This window comes from Vibrio sp. YYF0003, assembly GCF_036350715.1.
GTDB lineage: Bacteria > Pseudomonadota > Gammaproteobacteria > Enterobacterales > Vibrionaceae > Vibrio > Vibrio natriegens.
The window spans coordinates 439,569-455,697 of sequence record NZ_JAZDWA010000003.1 but is presented as its reverse complement, the minus strand read 5'-3'; the positions used below and the strand labels follow the sequence as shown (position 1 = coordinate 455,697).

Annotated in this window: 14 protein-coding genes; 6 read left to right on the top strand and 8 right to left on the bottom strand. The window is 46.3% G+C overall.

Features of this window, described 5'->3' with window-relative positions; translation table 11 throughout:
• Positions 1–34 precede the first annotated feature (34 nt).
• The 3 genes from glnL to glnA all read right to left on the bottom strand — a co-directional run bounded on the left by glnL (position 35) and on the right by glnA (position 3,404).
• A complete protein-coding gene (gene glnL / locus V1U08_RS12400) occupies positions 35–1,081 on the bottom strand; it encodes a nitrogen regulation protein NR(II) (RefSeq protein ID WP_014230519.1) in 1,047 nt (348 codons plus the stop codon).
• Between the two features lie 130 nt (positions 1,082–1,211).
• Positions 1,212–1,793: a DUF4124 domain-containing protein gene (locus V1U08_RS12395; protein ID WP_330470704.1), complete on the bottom strand. Its 582-nt coding sequence runs from the start codon at positions 1,791–1,793 to the stop codon at positions 1,212–1,214.
• A 201-nt stretch (positions 1,794–1,994) separates the two neighbouring features.
• Entirely contained in the window at positions 1,995–3,404 is a 1,410-nt protein-coding gene (glnA, locus tag V1U08_RS12390) for a glutamate--ammonia ligase (protein ID WP_014230521.1), read from the bottom strand.
• 537 nt (positions 3,405–3,941) lie between these two features.
• On the opposite strand from glnA, the gene typA reads away from it, so the two are divergent.
• The gene (typA, locus tag V1U08_RS12385; protein ID WP_014230522.1) at positions 3,942–5,771 is read left to right on the top strand and encodes a translational GTPase TypA; all 1,830 of its coding nucleotides are present in this window, start codon (positions 3,942–3,944) and stop codon (positions 5,769–5,771) included.
• Positions 5,772–5,851: 80 nt separating this feature from the next.
• Positions 5,852–6,409 carry an AAA family ATPase gene (locus V1U08_RS12380; RefSeq protein ID WP_330470703.1) on the top strand — a complete coding sequence of 186 codons (558 nt, stop codon included), beginning with the start codon at positions 5,852–5,854 and terminating at the stop codon, positions 6,407–6,409.
• Positions 6,410–6,431: 22 nt separating this feature from the next.
• Here V1U08_RS12380 and V1U08_RS12375 read toward each other — a convergent pair whose 3' ends face one another.
• The gene (locus V1U08_RS12375; protein ID WP_020336297.1) at positions 6,432–7,073 is read right to left on the bottom strand and encodes a DUF2959 domain-containing protein; all 642 of its coding nucleotides are present in this window, start codon (positions 7,071–7,073) and stop codon (positions 6,432–6,434) included.
• A gap of 35 nt (positions 7,074–7,108) precedes the next feature.
• On the opposite strand from V1U08_RS12375, the gene V1U08_RS12370 reads away from it, so the two are divergent.
• From V1U08_RS12370 to V1U08_RS12360, 3 genes are all read left to right on the top strand, one after another.
• Positions 7,109–8,053 (top strand): virulence factor BrkB family protein, encoded by a 945-nt coding sequence (locus V1U08_RS12370; RefSeq protein ID WP_020336299.1) that lies wholly within the window; start codon positions 7,109–7,111, stop codon positions 8,051–8,053.
• Positions 8,025–8,459, top strand: a complete 435-nt coding sequence (gene dtd, locus V1U08_RS12365; RefSeq protein WP_330470702.1) for a D-aminoacyl-tRNA deacylase — start codon at positions 8,025–8,027, stop codon at positions 8,457–8,459. The genes V1U08_RS12370 and dtd overlap by 29 nt, the downstream gene beginning before the upstream one ends.
• A gap of 106 nt (positions 8,460–8,565) precedes the next feature.
• Positions 8,566–9,483: a bifunctional GNAT family N-acetyltransferase/hotdog fold thioesterase gene (locus V1U08_RS12360; protein WP_014230527.1), complete on the top strand. Its 918-nt coding sequence runs from the start codon at positions 8,566–8,568 to the stop codon at positions 9,481–9,483.
• On the opposite strand, the gene V1U08_RS12355 is transcribed toward V1U08_RS12360, so the two are convergent.
• The 4 genes from V1U08_RS12355 to hslR form a co-directional block, all read right to left on the bottom strand.
• Complete coding sequence (locus V1U08_RS12355; protein ID WP_330470701.1) at positions 9,469–11,529, bottom strand: AsmA family protein; 2,061 nt, start codon at positions 11,527–11,529, stop codon at positions 9,469–9,471. The genes V1U08_RS12360 and V1U08_RS12355 overlap by 15 nt on opposite strands.
• 143 nt (positions 11,530–11,672) lie before the next feature.
• Entirely contained in the window at positions 11,673–13,301 is a 1,629-nt protein-coding gene (gene pckA, locus V1U08_RS12350) for a phosphoenolpyruvate carboxykinase (ATP) (protein ID WP_014230529.1), read from the bottom strand.
• 336 nt (positions 13,302–13,637) lie between these two features.
• Positions 13,638–14,513 (bottom strand): Hsp33 family molecular chaperone HslO, encoded by an 876-nt coding sequence (gene hslO / locus V1U08_RS12345; RefSeq protein WP_014230530.1) that lies wholly within the window; start codon positions 14,511–14,513, stop codon positions 13,638–13,640.
• Positions 14,514–14,544: 31 nt separating this feature from the next.
• Entirely contained in the window at positions 14,545–14,931 is a 387-nt protein-coding gene (gene hslR, locus V1U08_RS12340; RefSeq protein ID WP_014230531.1) for a ribosome-associated heat shock protein Hsp15, read from the bottom strand.
• 251 nt (positions 14,932–15,182) lie between these two features.
• On the opposite strand from hslR, the gene gspC reads away from it, so the two are divergent.
• Entirely contained in the window at positions 15,183–16,100 is a 918-nt protein-coding gene (gene gspC, locus V1U08_RS12335) for a type II secretion system protein GspC (protein WP_014230532.1), read from the top strand.
• Positions 16,101–16,129 lie beyond the last annotated feature (29 nt).

Genomic DNA, 16,129 nt, shown 5'->3' with positions numbered 1-16,129 from the left:
CAAAACCGTAAAACTGACCCAAAGCTAAACTTGGTCAGATCGGCAAATAAATTGTGAAATTGGTGTGGCCAGGCCAGCTCTCAACATCGATTTTTCCGTTGTGCTGGTCGATCAAATTCTGTGAAATAGACAGTCCGAGTCCGGTACCGCCTTCTCGGCCACTGACCATTGGGTAAAACAGCGTATCTTGTAATTCAGGTTGAATGCCCGGTCCGTTATCGGTGATCTCAATACGCGCGGCTAATTTACAGCGCTTACCATGAATATTCGCTTGGTGCACTGTTCTGGTGCGAATGGTGATCTTACCGTGCTCTTGAGACGCCAGAATTTGTGCTGCGTTGCTGACGATGTTCAGCATTGCTTGCTCTATTTGGTCTGCATCCATCAAAATCTCAGGCAGGCTTGGGTCATAATCTCGCTCGATAGTGATAGAGTTTTGCGACTCCAGTTCGACCAATTGGCGGACTTTTTCCAGAACCTGATGGAGATTTTCTTGTGTCTTTTTACCTGGCTTTTGAGGGCCAAGCAGGCGATCGACTAAGGCCCTCAATCGATCGGCTTGTTCGATAATAATATGGGTGTATTCCGTTAAGGATGGATCTGGCAACATCTTTTCCAGTAGCTGTGCTGCCCCCCGCAACCCACCTAATGGATTTTTAATTTCATGCGCCAGACCACGCACAAGAAGCTTGGCTGCTTGTTGTTGCGCGTGTTGGTTGAGCTCCTGCGTGAGTCGGCGTTGCTGGTCGATCTTTCGCATTTCGACCAGTAGCATAAGCTGCTTTTCCCAGGTTATCGGGCTCACCGTCACTTCCAGCATCAAAGGCTTTCCGTCGACAATGAAAGTGACATCGCTGTCGGTGATACTTTGGCCACTCTGCAGAGGCTGAGTGAGCAGTGCCAAATCCATTGAGGCATGTTGGATAAGCTGAGACAACGACTGCTCGATGATGCGTTTAGCACTTTGTGAAAACAACAGCTCCGCTGCTGGGTTGGCATAACGGATCGCCAACCCATCATCGAGAATCAGCGTTGCTGTAACCATATTGTTGAGAATGGCACTTGGAAGATTGGTATCCACATTATGTCCTTGTTTGCGTTAAGATCGTGCGACGCACAATAATGGTGCAATAGAACATTGAGTATGGCCAATAAAACTAAGAAGAAAAAGTGAAAAGCTTCATTGTGATGCTAAATTTTCACCAAAAATTCTACTTTGCCCCGTTTACGGTCGGCTTGATACTCGCTCTGTGTAAATGCACCGTTATAGGGCTAGATGATGCAATAAGCTTGCCGCTTCGCTTAGCATGAACTGAAAGAGTGTGAGTCCCTCGGTCAATATCACTTAACTGCCAATTTAGGTGCGTTTGGGGTGCCCCATAAGGGTTACCATCGAGCAGAAGTTGTAGCTGTTCACCAATACCGAGCTTACGGTTTGCTTCAAGCTGAATATCAATAAGTCCACGATTGCTGCGTAATGTTGCATCATGTGTTGGGCTAAGCATGGTGAGCTGTAAAGGTAGGGGTTTTTCAGGTTGAGCCTGAGGCGCGTCCTGTGATTCGTCTGGCGTTTTATTCACTTGTGGTGCAAGCGATTCGGTACTTTCGACTTCAGGCGCTGGAGGTGAGGCTTCCAAGTTAGGTAGAGCGATGGCCTTTGCACCCTGACGAGGCGTGTCACTGAAGTGAATCACACCATCTTTATCTACCCAGGTATAAGCAACTTGTGCAATTACGGGGGTATTCCATGCACTGCTGAGAGCGCACAGGAGTGTAATAAGCTGAACTTTCATGGCTCACCTTCTTTTGACTGATATTTTCACGTTTAGGTTACGGACTCCCTTGCTTCACATAATAAGAGTCTCTGCGTATTGTAATTATTTCCTCATGTTAAACGGCGATTCTTGACTGACGAATACAAAAAAGGCCCGCCTGCGAGGCGAGCCTAATATTTTGCTACTGTGTTTACATGTTACACAGTCTGAACCTGAACCTTATACAGAGTAGTAAAGTTCGAATTCAAGTGGGTGAGTCGCCATGTTGATACGCTCAACGTCTTTTGACTTAAGTGCGATGTAAGAATCGATAAAGTCATCAGAGAATACGCCGCCAGCTGTTAGGAACTCACGATCTTCGTTTAGTGCATTAAGCGCTACTTCTAGAGACTCAGCAACTTTTGGAATCTCAGCCGCTTCTTCTGCTGGAAGATCGTAAAGGTCTTTATCCATCGCTTCGCCTGGGTGGATCTTGTTCTTGATACCGTCAAGACCAGCCATTAGTAGAGAAGCAAACGCTAGGTATGGGTTCGCTGCTGGATCTGGGAAGCGAGCTTCGATACGACGTGCTTTCGGGCTTGGTACCACTGGGATACGGATAGAAGCAGAACGGTTACGTGCAGAGTAAGCAAGCATAACTGGTGCTTCGAAGCCTGGTACAAGACGCTTGTACGAGTTTGTTGATGGGTTAGCAAACGCGTTGATTGCGCGAGCGTGCTTGATGATACCGCCGATGTAGTAAAGTGCAGTTTCAGATAGGCCGCCGTACTTGTCACCAGCGAATAGGTTTACACCGTCTTTCGCTAGAGATTGGTGAACGTGCATACCAGAACCGTTGTCGCCAACTAGTGGTTTAGGCATGAATGTCGCTGTTTTGCCAAATGCGTGAGCAACGTTGTGAACAACGTACTTGTAGATTTGGATCTCGTCAGCTTTAGTTGTTAGCGTGTTGAAACGAGTCGCGATTTCGTTCTGACCAGCAGTTGCAACTTCGTGGTGGTGCGCTTCAACAACTAGGCCCATTTCTTCCATGATTAGACACATTGCAGAACGGATGTCTTGAGATGAGTCAACTGGAGCTACTGGGAAGTAACCGCCTTTAACGCCAGGACGGTGACCTTTGTTACCGCCTTCGATTTCAGAACCTGTGTTCCACGCTGCTTCTACGTCGTCAATCTTGAAGAAAGAACCTGACATGTCGTTAGAGTATTTAACGTCGTCAAATAGGAAGAACTCTGGCTCTGGACCAACAAGAACTGTGTCTGCGATACCAGTTGCACGCATGTAATCTTCAGCGCGTTTTGCGATAGAGCGTGGGTCACGGTCGTAACCTTGCATAGTTGCAGGCTCTAGGATGTCACAACGAATGTTTAGCGTTGCATCTTCAGTAAATGGGTCAAGAACTGCAGAGGCAGCGTCTGGCATCATTACCATGTCTGACTCGTTGATACCTTTCCAGCCAGCAACTGATGAACCATCGAACATTTTACCTTCTTCGAAGAAGTCTGCGTCGATTTGGTGAGCAGGAATCGAAATGTGCTGCTCTTTACCTTTTGTATCTGTGAAGCGTAGGTCAACAAACTTAACTTCGTTTTCTTGGATCAGCGATAGAACGTTTTCTACTGACATCTTGGATAACCTCCAGTGTTAAATAAGCGGTAAAAGCTCGATTTAGGAACTATTCTTTAAATGTGAAATTCGGCATTGATTAATCAAACTAAACTTTCATTAACCGATGCTGTTTTTTCTAAAGCTAGAACCGTGCCAAAAAAAATATTCCATTAATTTCAATGGATTGTGTTTTCGGATACTAGTTTGGTGCAAATCATTGCACCATAATGATCCTTATCTGCACCTTAGTGGTGCAATTTATTTTTATTGCACCACGATGTGACAGCCACATCGCTTATTCAGCCCATTTTTTAAGCAATAGTCAATTTGTATTGAACGTTGAAGTAAAGAAAGTTCACTTCACGGCACCGCTTAGAAGACGAAAGCGTGCATTAAGCGTATAAATCGCAGAAATGCTCGGGAGTAGATCACATATTTCTAGGCTTTTTGCTAAAATCTGGTACATTATGGCCGTTTTTTTAATCAGCAAATGTCGCCAGAGAGCACCCGTTCTTAGCGTGGTGGCATTTCATCTATCTAAGTGAATCAATATCCATGGCTACTCCACAGATTGATAAATTAAGAAATATCGCGATTATCGCGCACGTTGACCACGGTAAAACAACGCTGGTTGACAAGCTGCTACAACAATCAGGCACGCTTGAGTCTCGCGGTGAAGCTGAAGAGCGAGTCATGGACTCGAACGACATCGAGAAAGAGCGCGGTATTACCATTCTTGCTAAAAACACAGCAATTAACTGGAACGATTACCGTATCAACATCGTAGATACTCCTGGACACGCGGACTTCGGTGGTGAAGTAGAACGTATCATGTCGATGGTAGACTCTGTACTACTTATCGTTGACGCAGTTGACGGTCCAATGCCGCAAACTCGTTTCGTAACGCAAAAAGCGTTTGCTCATGGTCTTAAGCCAATCGTTGTAATCAACAAGATCGACCGTCCTGGCGCTCGTCCTGACTGGGTTATGGACCAAGTGTTCGACCTATTCGACAACCTAGGCGCAACTGATGACCAGCTAGACTTTAAAGTGGTTTACGCATCAGCACTTAACGGTTGGGCTTCTCTAGAAGAAGGCGAAACTGGCGAGAACATGGAACCACTATTCCAAACTATCGTTGATGTTGTTGACGCGCCAAATGTTGACCTAGACGGTCCACTACAGATGCAAGTTTCTCAGCTTGACTACAGCTCTTACGTCGGCGTTATCGGTGTTGCTCGTGTAACTCGTGGTAGCGTTAAGCCAAACCAACAAGTAACAGTTATCGGTGCAGACGGTAAAACTCGTAACGGCAAAGTTGGCACAGTAATGGGCTACCTTGGCCTAGAGCGTCACGACATTGATCAAGCTAACGCGGGTGATATCATTGCAATCACTGGTCTTGGCGAGCTAAAAATCTCTGACACTATCTGTGCTCAAAACGCGGTAGAAGCGCTACCTGCACTTTCTGTTGATGAACCAACAGTAACGATGACGTTCCAGGTAAACACGTCTCCATTCGCGGGTAAAGAAGGTAAGTTCGTAACTTCACGTAACATCCTTGAGCGTCTAGAGAAGGAACTGGTACACAACGTTGCACTACGCGTAGAGCAAACTGACGATCCAGATAAATTCCGCGTATCAGGCCGTGGTGAACTTCACCTGTCTATCCTGATCGAAAACATGCGTCGTGAAGGCTTTGAGCTAGCGGTATCTCGTCCAGAAGTAATCATCAAAGAAGAAGATGGTCAGTTGATGGAACCGTTCGAAACGGTAACTATCGACGTAATGGAAGAGCACCAAGGCGGCATCATGGAGAACATCGGCCTACGTAAAGGTGAGCTGAAAGACATGTCTCCAGATGGTAAAGGCCGTGTACGTATGGACTTCGTTATGCCATCTCGTGGTCTGATCGGTTTCCAAACTGAGTTCATGACGCTGACTTCAGGTTCTGGTCTTCTTTACCATACATTTGATCACTACGGCCCTCACAAAGGCGGTAACATTGGTCAACGTGTGAACGGTGTACTAATCGCGAACGCGATGGGTAAAGCGCTAACAAACGCACTGTTTAACCTTCAAGAGCGTGGTCGCCTATTCATCGGTCACGGTGTAGAAGTTTACGAAGGTATGGTTATCGGTATTCACAGCCGCGACAATGACCTTACAGTAAACGCACTGAAAGGTAAGCAGCTAACTAACGTTCGTGCTTCTGGTACTGATGACGCACAGGTTCTTACTCCGCCAATCAAGATGACTCTTGAGCAAGCACTAGAATTCATCGATGATGACGAACTAGTAGAAGTAACGCCTGAAAGCATCCGTATCCGTAAGAAGTTCCTAACGGAAAGCGATCGTAAGCGTGCTTCACGTTCAGCGAAATAATCTGCTGCAACGTTTTAAGTTAATAAGAAGCCCCGAGTTATGCTCGGGGCTTTTTGTATTCAGGGAAAGGAAAGACTTTGATGAAACCGATTGTGATTACGGGTGGTCCAGGCGCTGGCAAAACGACGTTATTGAACGCTTTGGGTGAGCAGGGCTTTGCGACTTTCGCCGAAAGCTCTCGCACCATAATAGAGCAACAAAGCCAGTTGGAAGGCGGTATCTTACCTTGGAACAACTTACCTGAGTTTGCCAGGTTGTGCCTTAAGCTCATGAGCGAGCAGAAACAGCAGGCGCAGAGTCACGAAGTGGCATTTGTTGATCGCGCGATTCCAGACATCATTGCTTACCTGCGAGTTGGCGATTGTGATGTAGACTTCGACTTTGTGACAGAAAGTGCTGGGTACTATAGTCAGGTGCTGACTTGTCGACCTGAAGTCTCGATTTATGTGCAGGATGAAGTGCGTCCCCACAGTTTTGAAGAGGCACTGGCAATCCATCAAATCCTAGTTTCTACCTACGCTGAGCTTGGTTATCAGGTGGTTGAAGTGCCATGGGGAACGATTGAGGAGAGGGTAAGGTTTGTTCAGAGGGTGGCCGGTTTAGTCAGTCAGGAAGAAAGAGAACACCTCTCCACGTAGAGAGGTGTTACATTCGGGTAGGTTATTTTTGGTTTAGCTTTTGCAGGAACTTGTCTGATTCCGCTATCGCTGCATTCATCTGTTTGATGGCATATTGAATGTCTTGCTCTAGATTCGAGAATTCACCTCGTAGAGAGCCAATTGCGCTCGCATTTAAGTTATGTTTTAAATACAAGGTGTTGTCGCGTAATGTATTAAGAACTGGCGTCATCTTTTGTTCAGCTCGCTTCATCGCACTGAGCATGGTTTTGTAAGACGCTTTGGTATCACGCAATTTCTGTTCACTTGAACGACGCAGTTTTGCACTGGTGTACAGATCGAGTTCGTCCTGCCATTCGTCAAAGAGTGCATCTGATACATCTTCGATAGCAGCGATACGATCGCGGACATCTTGCGCCGCTTTCTCACTGTCTTCATATTTGTCGTTTATGTTGTTGTAAACGTCTTCCAGCTCACCACCATCAAAGTTGGTCAGAGCGGATAGAGCCTCAAGCGCACTGGTGAACTCTTCTTGAGCGTCTTGTTGAGATTCTTTGGCGTCTTCAACACGATCGACCATGATGTCGCGTTTATGGTATCCCACTTGTTCCATTGCTGAATAATATGCAGACTGACACCCTGTTAAAGTAAAAATTGATAGTACAATTGCTAATAAATAAGGCATTTTTTATGTCCCAGATGCTAATTATGAGATGAACTATGAACCAGTTATCAGAGAGTTACAAGGCGAGATTGAGCAATCTATTGCCAAGTTGCGTCGCTTTCTTTAAGTATCTTCTTAAGCGTTTGACGCACGATCGCATGAATGTGAACGCTGGCTACCTTGCCTATATCACCCTGTTGTCCATCGTGCCGATGCTAACGGTATTGTTGTCAATCTTATCGAAATTTCCGGTGTTTGCGAATGTTGGTGAGGTGTTGCAAGGGTATCTCATTGAGAATTTTGTGCCCGCGTCTGGAGAGGCGGTAAATACGGCTCTGCAAGAGTTTGTGTCCAATACCGGAAAAATGAGTGCGGTTGGCGGTGGATTTTTATTTGTCGCGGCACTGATGCTGATCTCTAATATTGATAAGAATCTTAACTACATATGGCGAGTAAAGGATAAACGTCGCTTTGTGTTTTCCTTCTCAATGTACTGGATGGTATTAACGCTCGGGCCAATTATGGTCGGCGCCAGTATTGCCGCCACGTCTTATGTGACATCACTTCAGATCCTGGAGCACGAAACCTTATCGGGCGCGTTTAACCTGTTTTTGCGTTGGTTGCCTTTGTTATTGTCTTTCTTTGCTTTTTTAGGCCTGTACATCTTAGTGCCGAATAAAAAAGTATACCTGAGCCATGGGGCTGTGGGGGCCGCTCTGGCTGCGGTATTATTTGAATTGAGTAAAAAAGGCTTCGCTTTGTATATTACTCAGTTCCCGTCGTACCAGCTTATCTATGGCGCTCTGGCCGCGATTCCTATCTTGTTTGTTTGGGTGTACTTGTGCTGGATGATTGTGCTGCTAGGAGCGGAAGTGACGGCGGCGATGGGTGAACGAGAGCACTGGAGTGAAGACCTAGACATGATACACTCGGTCGCAGAATCTCAGTTAGCAAATAAAGGAAACGAGCGTAGTGATAGCTCTAATTCAACGGGTCAGTGAAGCTGCCGTCCGTGTGGACGGTGAAGTAGTTGGTGAAATCGATCAGGGGCTTGTTGTTCTGCTTGGCGTAGAGAAGGACGACGATGAAGCTAAAGCCAAGCGTTTGATGGAGCGTGTGACCACTTACCGTGTGTTTGAAGATGAGGACGGTAAAATGAACCTCAACGTCAAGCAGGTCGAAGGCAAGGTGTTAGTCGTTTCTCAGTTCACTCTGCCAGCCGATACTAAAAAAGGGACTCGCGCCGGCTTTTCGCGCGGTGCTCACCCTGCCGATGCAGAACGCCTGTATGATTACTTTTCTGACTTATGCGAACAGGTGCTACCTACTCAGCGTGGCCGTTTCGCTGCCGATATGAAAGTGTCATTAATTAATGACGGCCCAGTGACTTTCTGGTTACAGGTCTAATCTGGTAACGCAATCTTCATAGGCTAAGCTTTAACTCCAAGTGCAGGGAAATAGCTTAGCCTTGTTTCTTTGACATTTATTTGTTTTGTACTTTCAAAGGATTGATATGTTCAAACTCATTACTCCAAAAACCGAAAACCAGCTTAACAAGTATTATCAGTTCCGCTGGCAGATGTTACGTGAGCCGTGGCGAATGCCGATCGGGTCGGAACGTGATGAATACGATGGTATGAGTCACCACCGGATGATTGTGGATGGTCGTGGCCGCCCGATGGCGATAGGACGTCTTTATATTACGCCAGACAATGACGGTCAGATTCGTTACATGGCGGTAAAAAGTAATCGTCGTGGCAAAGGCATGGGTTCATTAGTGTTGGTGGCACTGGAGTCACTTGCGCGCCAGGAAGGTGCGAAACGTTTGGTATGTAATGCCCGTGAAGACGCGATTGCGTTCTATGAGAAAAGTGGTTTTGAGCGCCGTGGTGAGCTGACTGATGAGCGTGGCCCGGTCCGTCACCAACAAATGGTTAAGCCCTTAGACCCGATGGCTAATGTTCTTCGCCGCCCTGAGTGGTGTACGGAGCTCCAGAAGCGATGGGAAGAGCAAATCCCAATCAGTGACAAAATGGGGATTAAGATTAATCAATACACGGGTTATCAATTTGAATGTTGCGCCCAGCTTAACCCTAACCTGAACCCTCACAATACCATGTTTGCTGGCTCTGCTTTTACCTTGGCGACATTGACTGGGTGGGGAATGACTTGGTTACTACTTAAAGAGCGTGGCTTGCACGGTGATATTGTTCTCGCAGACAGTTCCATTCGTTATCGACAACCCGTTGAGCAAAATCCTGTCGCCAGCACATCACTTGATGGCATCAGTGGTGACTTGGATCGGCTGAAATCGGGCCGTAAAGCGCGCATCGTGATTCATGTGGTGATTTATAGTGGCGACACGCCAGCCGTCGATTTTGTCGGGACTTACATGCTAATCCCTAATTATTCGCAATTACTCAGCTGTTAGCGCTTCGTCGGCAGCAGCATTAATTGTTGGTTCATCTTCTTCCACTATCTCTTCAACCAACTCTTCTTCCTGCAGCTCTATATTGATTTCCGCGATAGGAGCTGTAGGTTGCGCTTTTTCTTCTGTTAACTCTGGTTGCTGAGTCTCTTTTGTTGACTCCTGTCCTTCGCTCTCTGCGGGCTTGATACAGTCATTTTTCGTCGGCTCGTGGCTGAAAATATCGCCGCTAATGACGCCACACTGCTCTTCTAGCTGATACTCAAGCCCACTTAATGGGTTGTTAGCCAGATCAAACGCACCAGTGATTTTGCCTTTAATCGCGCTTCCAGAAATGGTGATGGGTTGGATTGAAACCTCACCACGTCGCGCTTGCAGACGGACAGGAGAGAATGTAATCGACTTCAGTGACTGGTCGGCTTGAGAGAGCAACATTGTGTCACGGAAGTTGGCTTCGACATCTCCGGTTAAGCTGTACGCCAGCATATTACGATCGCCTGCCAGGCCTTGGAGATCAAGATTCAGATCGGACAAGCCTTCTACGGTTAATACTTTAGGTAAGTATGAGTGAAAGAGGCGCAGAGGAATGCCATCAGCATTGATGTTCAGAGTCCATGGTTGGCTGGTGGTGCTGACATCAATCTGCCCGTAACCTTCGATATAGCCTTGCTCTAATGGCGCAAATAAACGAGTCAATTGCCAAAGGCCATTGTCACTTTGAGTTGAAAGCGCAGCATGAGAGGCAATCACCTGATCATAGCTGGCGTTGACGACGCTAACATCCAGATTACCATTCCACACTGCCCAGTGATTTCCTAGGCGTTTGAGGGCAAGTTGACGACCCTCCAAATTCAGGCCTGAAACCTGCCAATAGGGCTGTTGTGATATTTGTATGATTTGGCTGTGTTCAATGTCGAGCTGATTTATCGTCACTTCGTTTAGCGCTTTTGTTGCCGCTTGCCACCAGTCTGAACTTTCGTCAGGCTTCATTGCCCATTTCAAGCCATAAATTGAGGCATTGTCTATTTGCCATTGGGTTGGTTGGAACTGTCCCGAAATTTGAACACGACCTTGTTGCCAGTCCAGGTAGAGCTCTTTCAGTTCAATCTGACTAGGCGTCATTACCGCGCTTAAACGTGGCTCTATTGCAGTTTGTTCCTGAAAGCTAACGCTGTCTGCTTGCAATGAGATCTGAGCTTGTGTCTGCCACAGTGATAGCGGAAGTGAAGCATCCTCGAGCGAAAGTTCCAGGTTTTGCCAATGCCAGTCGCCCCATTCAATGTCAGCGTTTAACAGGTCGAGACTATTAATGTGGTTAATTTTGAAAGGTATGGCATTCCATGGCTTAGCGAGCAGCGATTGCAGCTGGGCATTGTTCATTTTCAGCTTGTCGACGGTGACATTGACCAAAGACCAGCCTTGAGGGTATTGCTCGCCCTGACCCGAGATCAGACTGTCTCTCCACTTAAACGACGTACCATAGAGAGTGCTGTTTTCTGGTCGATAATCCATATCAAGCAACACATTATCGAAAGCTTCGCCATTCCAGTAGATTTGCGCAGCAGACAACTGAATCTCGCCATAAGGCAGCACGTACGAGTTGTTCTGCCAGATTGGTGATTGGATTTGAACATTCAGCCCATTGATCACTAACTGTTTGTTCGCGTAATCGAGATTTTTAATCGCAACTTGGTGGAACTGGACAGATTCTAGATTGGCGAAATCCGGCAGTCCTTGTTTTAAGCTCACACCGTTGATAAGTAAGCTATCGACAATCCACTTACCATCGCGGCGCACATCTGGGTTTAGCCATACATCGACTTGCTCAATGCTGGATATATGTTCGCTATTCGTTCGAATGCCTTGCGCGGTGAGGTGATAAGGAAAGTCGTAGTACACCTTTTCTGCCTGAATAGGCAAGTTCAGGTGCTCTGAAATAAAAGCCCAGGTTTGGTTAGCATAGGAAGTGGTAAGCAGCGCAATAACGGTTGCAGGGATAGCAATCAGTAATACAAGTAACAGAATTAGAATTCGAAGCGCTGTTTTCATCCTTGCCAGAACCTACGTAAAGTATGGAAGTCTGCTTTAGCTTGTATCAATCTTGGGTGGGATTCAATAAAAAGCCCCTCAAAAGAGGGGCTTGTAGAATATTTTGGTAACCAAGTCACTCTCGACCGGGTTTTCGCACAACATTAGTCAAGCTGTGGACCAGCAGCAACCAGAGATTTACCTTCTGCGTTGTCTGTGTATTTATCAAAGTTATTGATAAAGCGTTCTGCTAGATCTTTCGCCTTGCTTTCCCATTGCAGTGGATCAACGTAAGTATCACGTGGATCAAGAATGCTTGGATCAACACCTGGTAGTGAAGTAGGAACTTCAAGGTTGAAGATTGGGATATGCTTCGTTGGTGCATCTTCAATTGAGCCATCTAGGATCGCATCAATGATGCCGCGTGTATCCTGAATTGAGATACGTTTACCGCTACCATTCCAGCCAGTGTTAACCAGGTAAGCTTCTGCACCTGCTGCTTCCATACGTTTAACCAGTACTTCTGCGTACTTAGTTGGGTGAAGCGTTAGGAACGCCGCGCCAAAACACGCAGAGAAAGTTGGCGTCGGCTCAGTAATACCGCGCTCTGTACCTGCTAGTTTTGCAGTAAAGCCAGACAGGAAGTGGTACTTGGTTTGCTCTGGTGTCAGCTTCGATACTGGAGGAAGCACACCAAACGCGTCAGCAGACAGGAAGATCACTTTATTTGCATGACCGCCTTTCGATACTGGCTTAACGATGTTTTCAATGTGGTAAAGCGGGTAAGAAACACGAGTGTTCTCAGTCTTAGAACCATCATCAAAGTCGATAGAACCATCGTTACGTACCGTTACGTTTTCTAGCAGCGCATCGCGGCGGATAGCGTTGTAGATATCAGGCTCGGCTTCTTTCGATAGTTTGATGGTCTTCGCGTAACAGCCACCTTCGAAGTTAAATACGCCGTCGTCATCCCAGCCGTGCTCATCATCACCAATTAGCGCACGTTTAGGGTCTGTTGAAAGTGTTGTTTTACCTGTACCAGATAGGCCGAAGAATACTGCGACATCGCCATCTTCGCCCATGTTCGCACTACAGTGCATCGATGCGATGTCTTTCAGAGGAAGGAAGTAGTTCATCATTGCGAACATGCCTTTCTTCATCTCACCACCGTACCAAGTACCGCCGATAAGCTGAGTACGTTCAGTCAAGTTGAATACAGTGAAGTTTTCAGAGTTCAGGCCTTGCTCTTCCCATTTCGGGTTAGTGCATTTCGCGCCGTTCATCACAACGAAGTCTGGTTCAAATGTTGCCAGCTCTTCTTCTGTTGGGCGGATGAACATGTTTTTCACGAAGTGCGCTTGCCATGCAACTTCGGTGATAACACGAATGCTCAAGCGTGTATCAGGGTTTGCACCACAGTAACCGTCAATCACAAACAGGCGTTTGCCAGAAAGTTGGTTTGTCACTAATTCTTTTAGCTCATTCCAAACTTCTTGGTTGATTGGCTTGTTGTCATTTTTGACAGCGTCAGAAGTCCACCACATGTTTTCTTCTGTCGTCGCATCTTTAACGATGTATTTATCTTTTGGTGAGCGACCAGTAAAGATGCCTGTGTCAACAGCAACCGCACCCAATTCAGTAACCACACCGCGTTCATAACCGGTCAGTTCTTCACGCGTTTCTTCTTCAAACAGCACTTCGTAGCTTGGGTTGCGCAGAACCTCTTTTACGTTGTGCAGTCCATGTCTGGTTAGATCAAGTGTTGCAGCCTTTGTATGTTCCATAACGGTCATAGGTGCTCCTTATAAGGATTTTGTAGGGATTTTGTAAGAATGTTTTAATTTTTATCTGCTCACCATGCTAGCAACGGGACTGGGAGAAAACAGGGATGTAGTTCAAAATTTATCCATGATTTTGCTGGGGTTTTAGGTGACCCGTCACATATTGGTTGGAATAGTTTATCGTGGGCGCAATCCTTTACGCTAGGGCAAAACGATTATTAATTACTTAAAATTAAGCGGTTATTTTATTACGGTAAAAGCTAGGGTTTACGGGGCTTGGGTCACAAAAAGGCCAGCGTTGAGCTGGCCTTTTGAAGGGGGAATTACGTGCTTGGTAAGCTATGAAAATTAATGCAGCGTTTTTTTGTCTGTTGAAGCTTGTTCGTAGAGCGCAGTAACCTCAGCTTCATCGAAGCTATAAGTTGTGCCACAGTAATCACAATGTAACGAAACTGATCCAACCTCGGCTAAAATGTCATAAATTTCCGCTTTCTCAACAGTGACGATCGCTGCACCACTGCGTTCACGAGAACAGCCGCACTGGAATGAAACTGGTTGAGGTTCGTAAAGACGCACTTTGTCCTGGTTGTAAAGACGGTAAAGTAGTTCATTGGCTTCTAAACCGAACAGCTCTTCCTCTTTTACTGTGTCAGTCAGTTGCTCCAGATGTTCAAAGTCATCAGGAGAGCCAGTACCATCCGGCATTACCTGAATCAGCATACCCGCAGCATGCGGTTGACCTTCGAATTCACCAGTACGGATCCAAAGACGCGTTTTTAGCTGCTCAGAGTTAGCGAAGTAGCCTTCAAGAACTTCTGCCAGATTGTCACCTTCTAAGCCAACAACACCTTGGTATCGCTCGCCTACTTTAGGTTCGATGGTGATCACCATATGACCTTTACCCATCATATCGTGAAGGCTCGCGTCATCGGCAATATCGCCTTCCCAACGCGCAACACCACGAATTCTTTGTTTGTGGTCACCATTGATCACAGCAAGAGAAACCGGGCCGTCGCCTTGAATCTGAATAGTGATTGAGCCTTCGAACTTAAGCGTTGCGGTTAAAAGTGTGGTTGATACGAGTAGCTCGCCTAACAGTTTTTGTACTGCCGCCGGATATTCCTTGCTGGAGATAATACGCTGGTACGCTTCGTCCAATTGTACCAACTCGCCACGAACTGAAAGGTCTTCAAATAGGTAGCGGTTTAAAACATTATTTGCCATGGAGTGATTTCCTCGTTGGTATTCCGGCTTTTTACTGGTGTTTGAACTTAATGATGTCTCGGCGCTGCTTCTTATCTGGGCGGCGTTCCGGACTTGGGTTGTGGGCATTAAGTTTACGTTGTGTCGCGTGTTCCTCACGTTTCGCTATACTTTCATTAGTTTCGCGATACAGAGTCTGTGCGATGGGTGCGCCCTTACGCTGATCGGAGATTATCTCAATGATCACCGTTTTCTCTTCATTGCCTTGACGAAGTTTAATTTCGGCGCCCACTTCAACGATTTTACTCGGTTTGCTTCGTTGGCCATTATAGTGGACTTTACCGCCATCGACCATGTTACGAGCGATGGAACGGGTTTTATAAAATCTGGCGGCCCAAAGCCATTTATCTAGCCTAACGGCTTCATTAACGGAACTCATAGAACACTACGCTATCTAACCACTGCCATTAACCGCAGTGAGTGATGGATTATTCACCTACAGATGGAGCCAAGGTCTAATTTTTTCAAGGGAGTTGGCAAAAACTGAAGAAGAAAAAGGTATGCCATATCTGTTGTGATATAGTTCACTGCTATTTGTTTATTAGTAATTTTACTGTCATTTTAGAAAGATAGAGTCGATGTTTTTTTAATAGCCAGTTCGACCTACATCGAAAGAAAGGAATCAATTTAGTGAAGCGAATAGAGCTGAGTGCTGGATTATCTGGTAGCCCGCTACTGGCTCAGATGAAATCCAATAACTACGCGATTCAAACCAAGCTTAGTTTGCTGTTTACTTGTTTATTTATCGCGCTAGCCGGGTGGCTGCTCGGAAAGATAGTGTGGTTAGCGATCCCACAAACGGCTGATATCAGCCCATGGCGGCCTTCAGCAGGTAACGTTATTGCTGGCAATAACAAAGACGCGATTGATTTCAATGCCCTTCAAAATGCTCACTTATTCGGTCAATACTCTGAACAAAAACCTGTCATCATCGAACAACCAGTTGTCAAAGATGCACCTAAAACTCGTCTAAACTTAACTCTCGTGGGGGCAGTGGCCAGTAATCAGGTGCAAACCAGCTTAGCGGTGATTGCTAATAAAGGTAAACAGTCAACGTATGGTATCGGTGAAGAAATCGAAGGCACACGTGCGACACTGAAAGCCGTATTGGTGGATCGTGTGATCATCGAAAACCAAGGCCGTGACGAAACCCTGATGATGCAGGGGATTGAATACAACAAGCTATCTGAATCGCCTCAATTAAGACGTGCGCAGGCAGCACAACCAGAGTCCGTAGCGGGTGACAAATTGGAGCAAATCCGAGAGGAAATTGCTCAAGATCCGAAAAGTGTTTTCAAATACATCAGCATTTCACCGGTTAAGAATGGTGATGACATTGTGGGTTACCGAGTTGCTCCGGGTCGGGACGCTGCATTATTTAATGATGTGGGCTTAGAGTCTGGTGATATTGCAGTACAACTTAATGGGATCGACTTGAGTGATCCTTCTTCTTCAGCTGAATTGATGCGAATCATGAACGATCCGCAAGAGCTGAATCTGACTGTTGAGCGTGAAGGCCAGCAGTACGAAATCTATATCCAATTGTAATACTTAGGCTATCAGCGTAAGTGCAGGGA

Coding starts and splice junctions, on each gene's coding strand:
- V1U08_RS12355 (WP_330470701.1), bottom strand. CDS start 11,529: ATGAAAACAGCGCTTCGAATTCTAATTCTGTTACTTGTATTACTGATT.
- pckA (WP_014230529.1), bottom strand. CDS start 13,301: ATGACCGTTATGGAACATACAAAGGCTGCAACACTTGATCTAACCAGA.
- V1U08_RS12360 (WP_014230527.1), top strand. CDS start 8,566: ATGTTCAAACTCATTACTCCAAAAACCGAAAACCAGCTTAACAAGTAT.
- hslR (WP_014230531.1), bottom strand. CDS start 14,931: ATGAGTTCCGTTAATGAAGCCGTTAGGCTAGATAAATGGCTTTGGGCC.
- glnA (WP_014230521.1), bottom strand. CDS start 3,404: ATGTCAGTAGAAAACGTTCTATCGCTGATCCAAGAAAACGAAGTTAAG.
- V1U08_RS12370 (WP_020336299.1), top strand. CDS start 7,109: ATGAACCAGTTATCAGAGAGTTACAAGGCGAGATTGAGCAATCTATTG.
- hslO (WP_014230530.1), bottom strand. CDS start 14,513: ATGGCAAATAATGTTTTAAACCGCTACCTATTTGAAGACCTTTCAGTT.
- V1U08_RS12375 (WP_020336297.1), bottom strand. CDS start 7,073: ATGCCTTATTTATTAGCAATTGTACTATCAATTTTTACTTTAACAGGG.
- V1U08_RS12395 (WP_330470704.1), bottom strand. CDS start 1,793: ATGAAAGTTCAGCTTATTACACTCCTGTGCGCTCTCAGCAGTGCATGG.
- V1U08_RS12380 (WP_330470703.1), top strand. CDS start 5,852: ATGAAACCGATTGTGATTACGGGTGGTCCAGGCGCTGGCAAAACGACG.
- typA (WP_014230522.1), top strand. CDS start 3,942: ATGGCTACTCCACAGATTGATAAATTAAGAAATATCGCGATTATCGCG.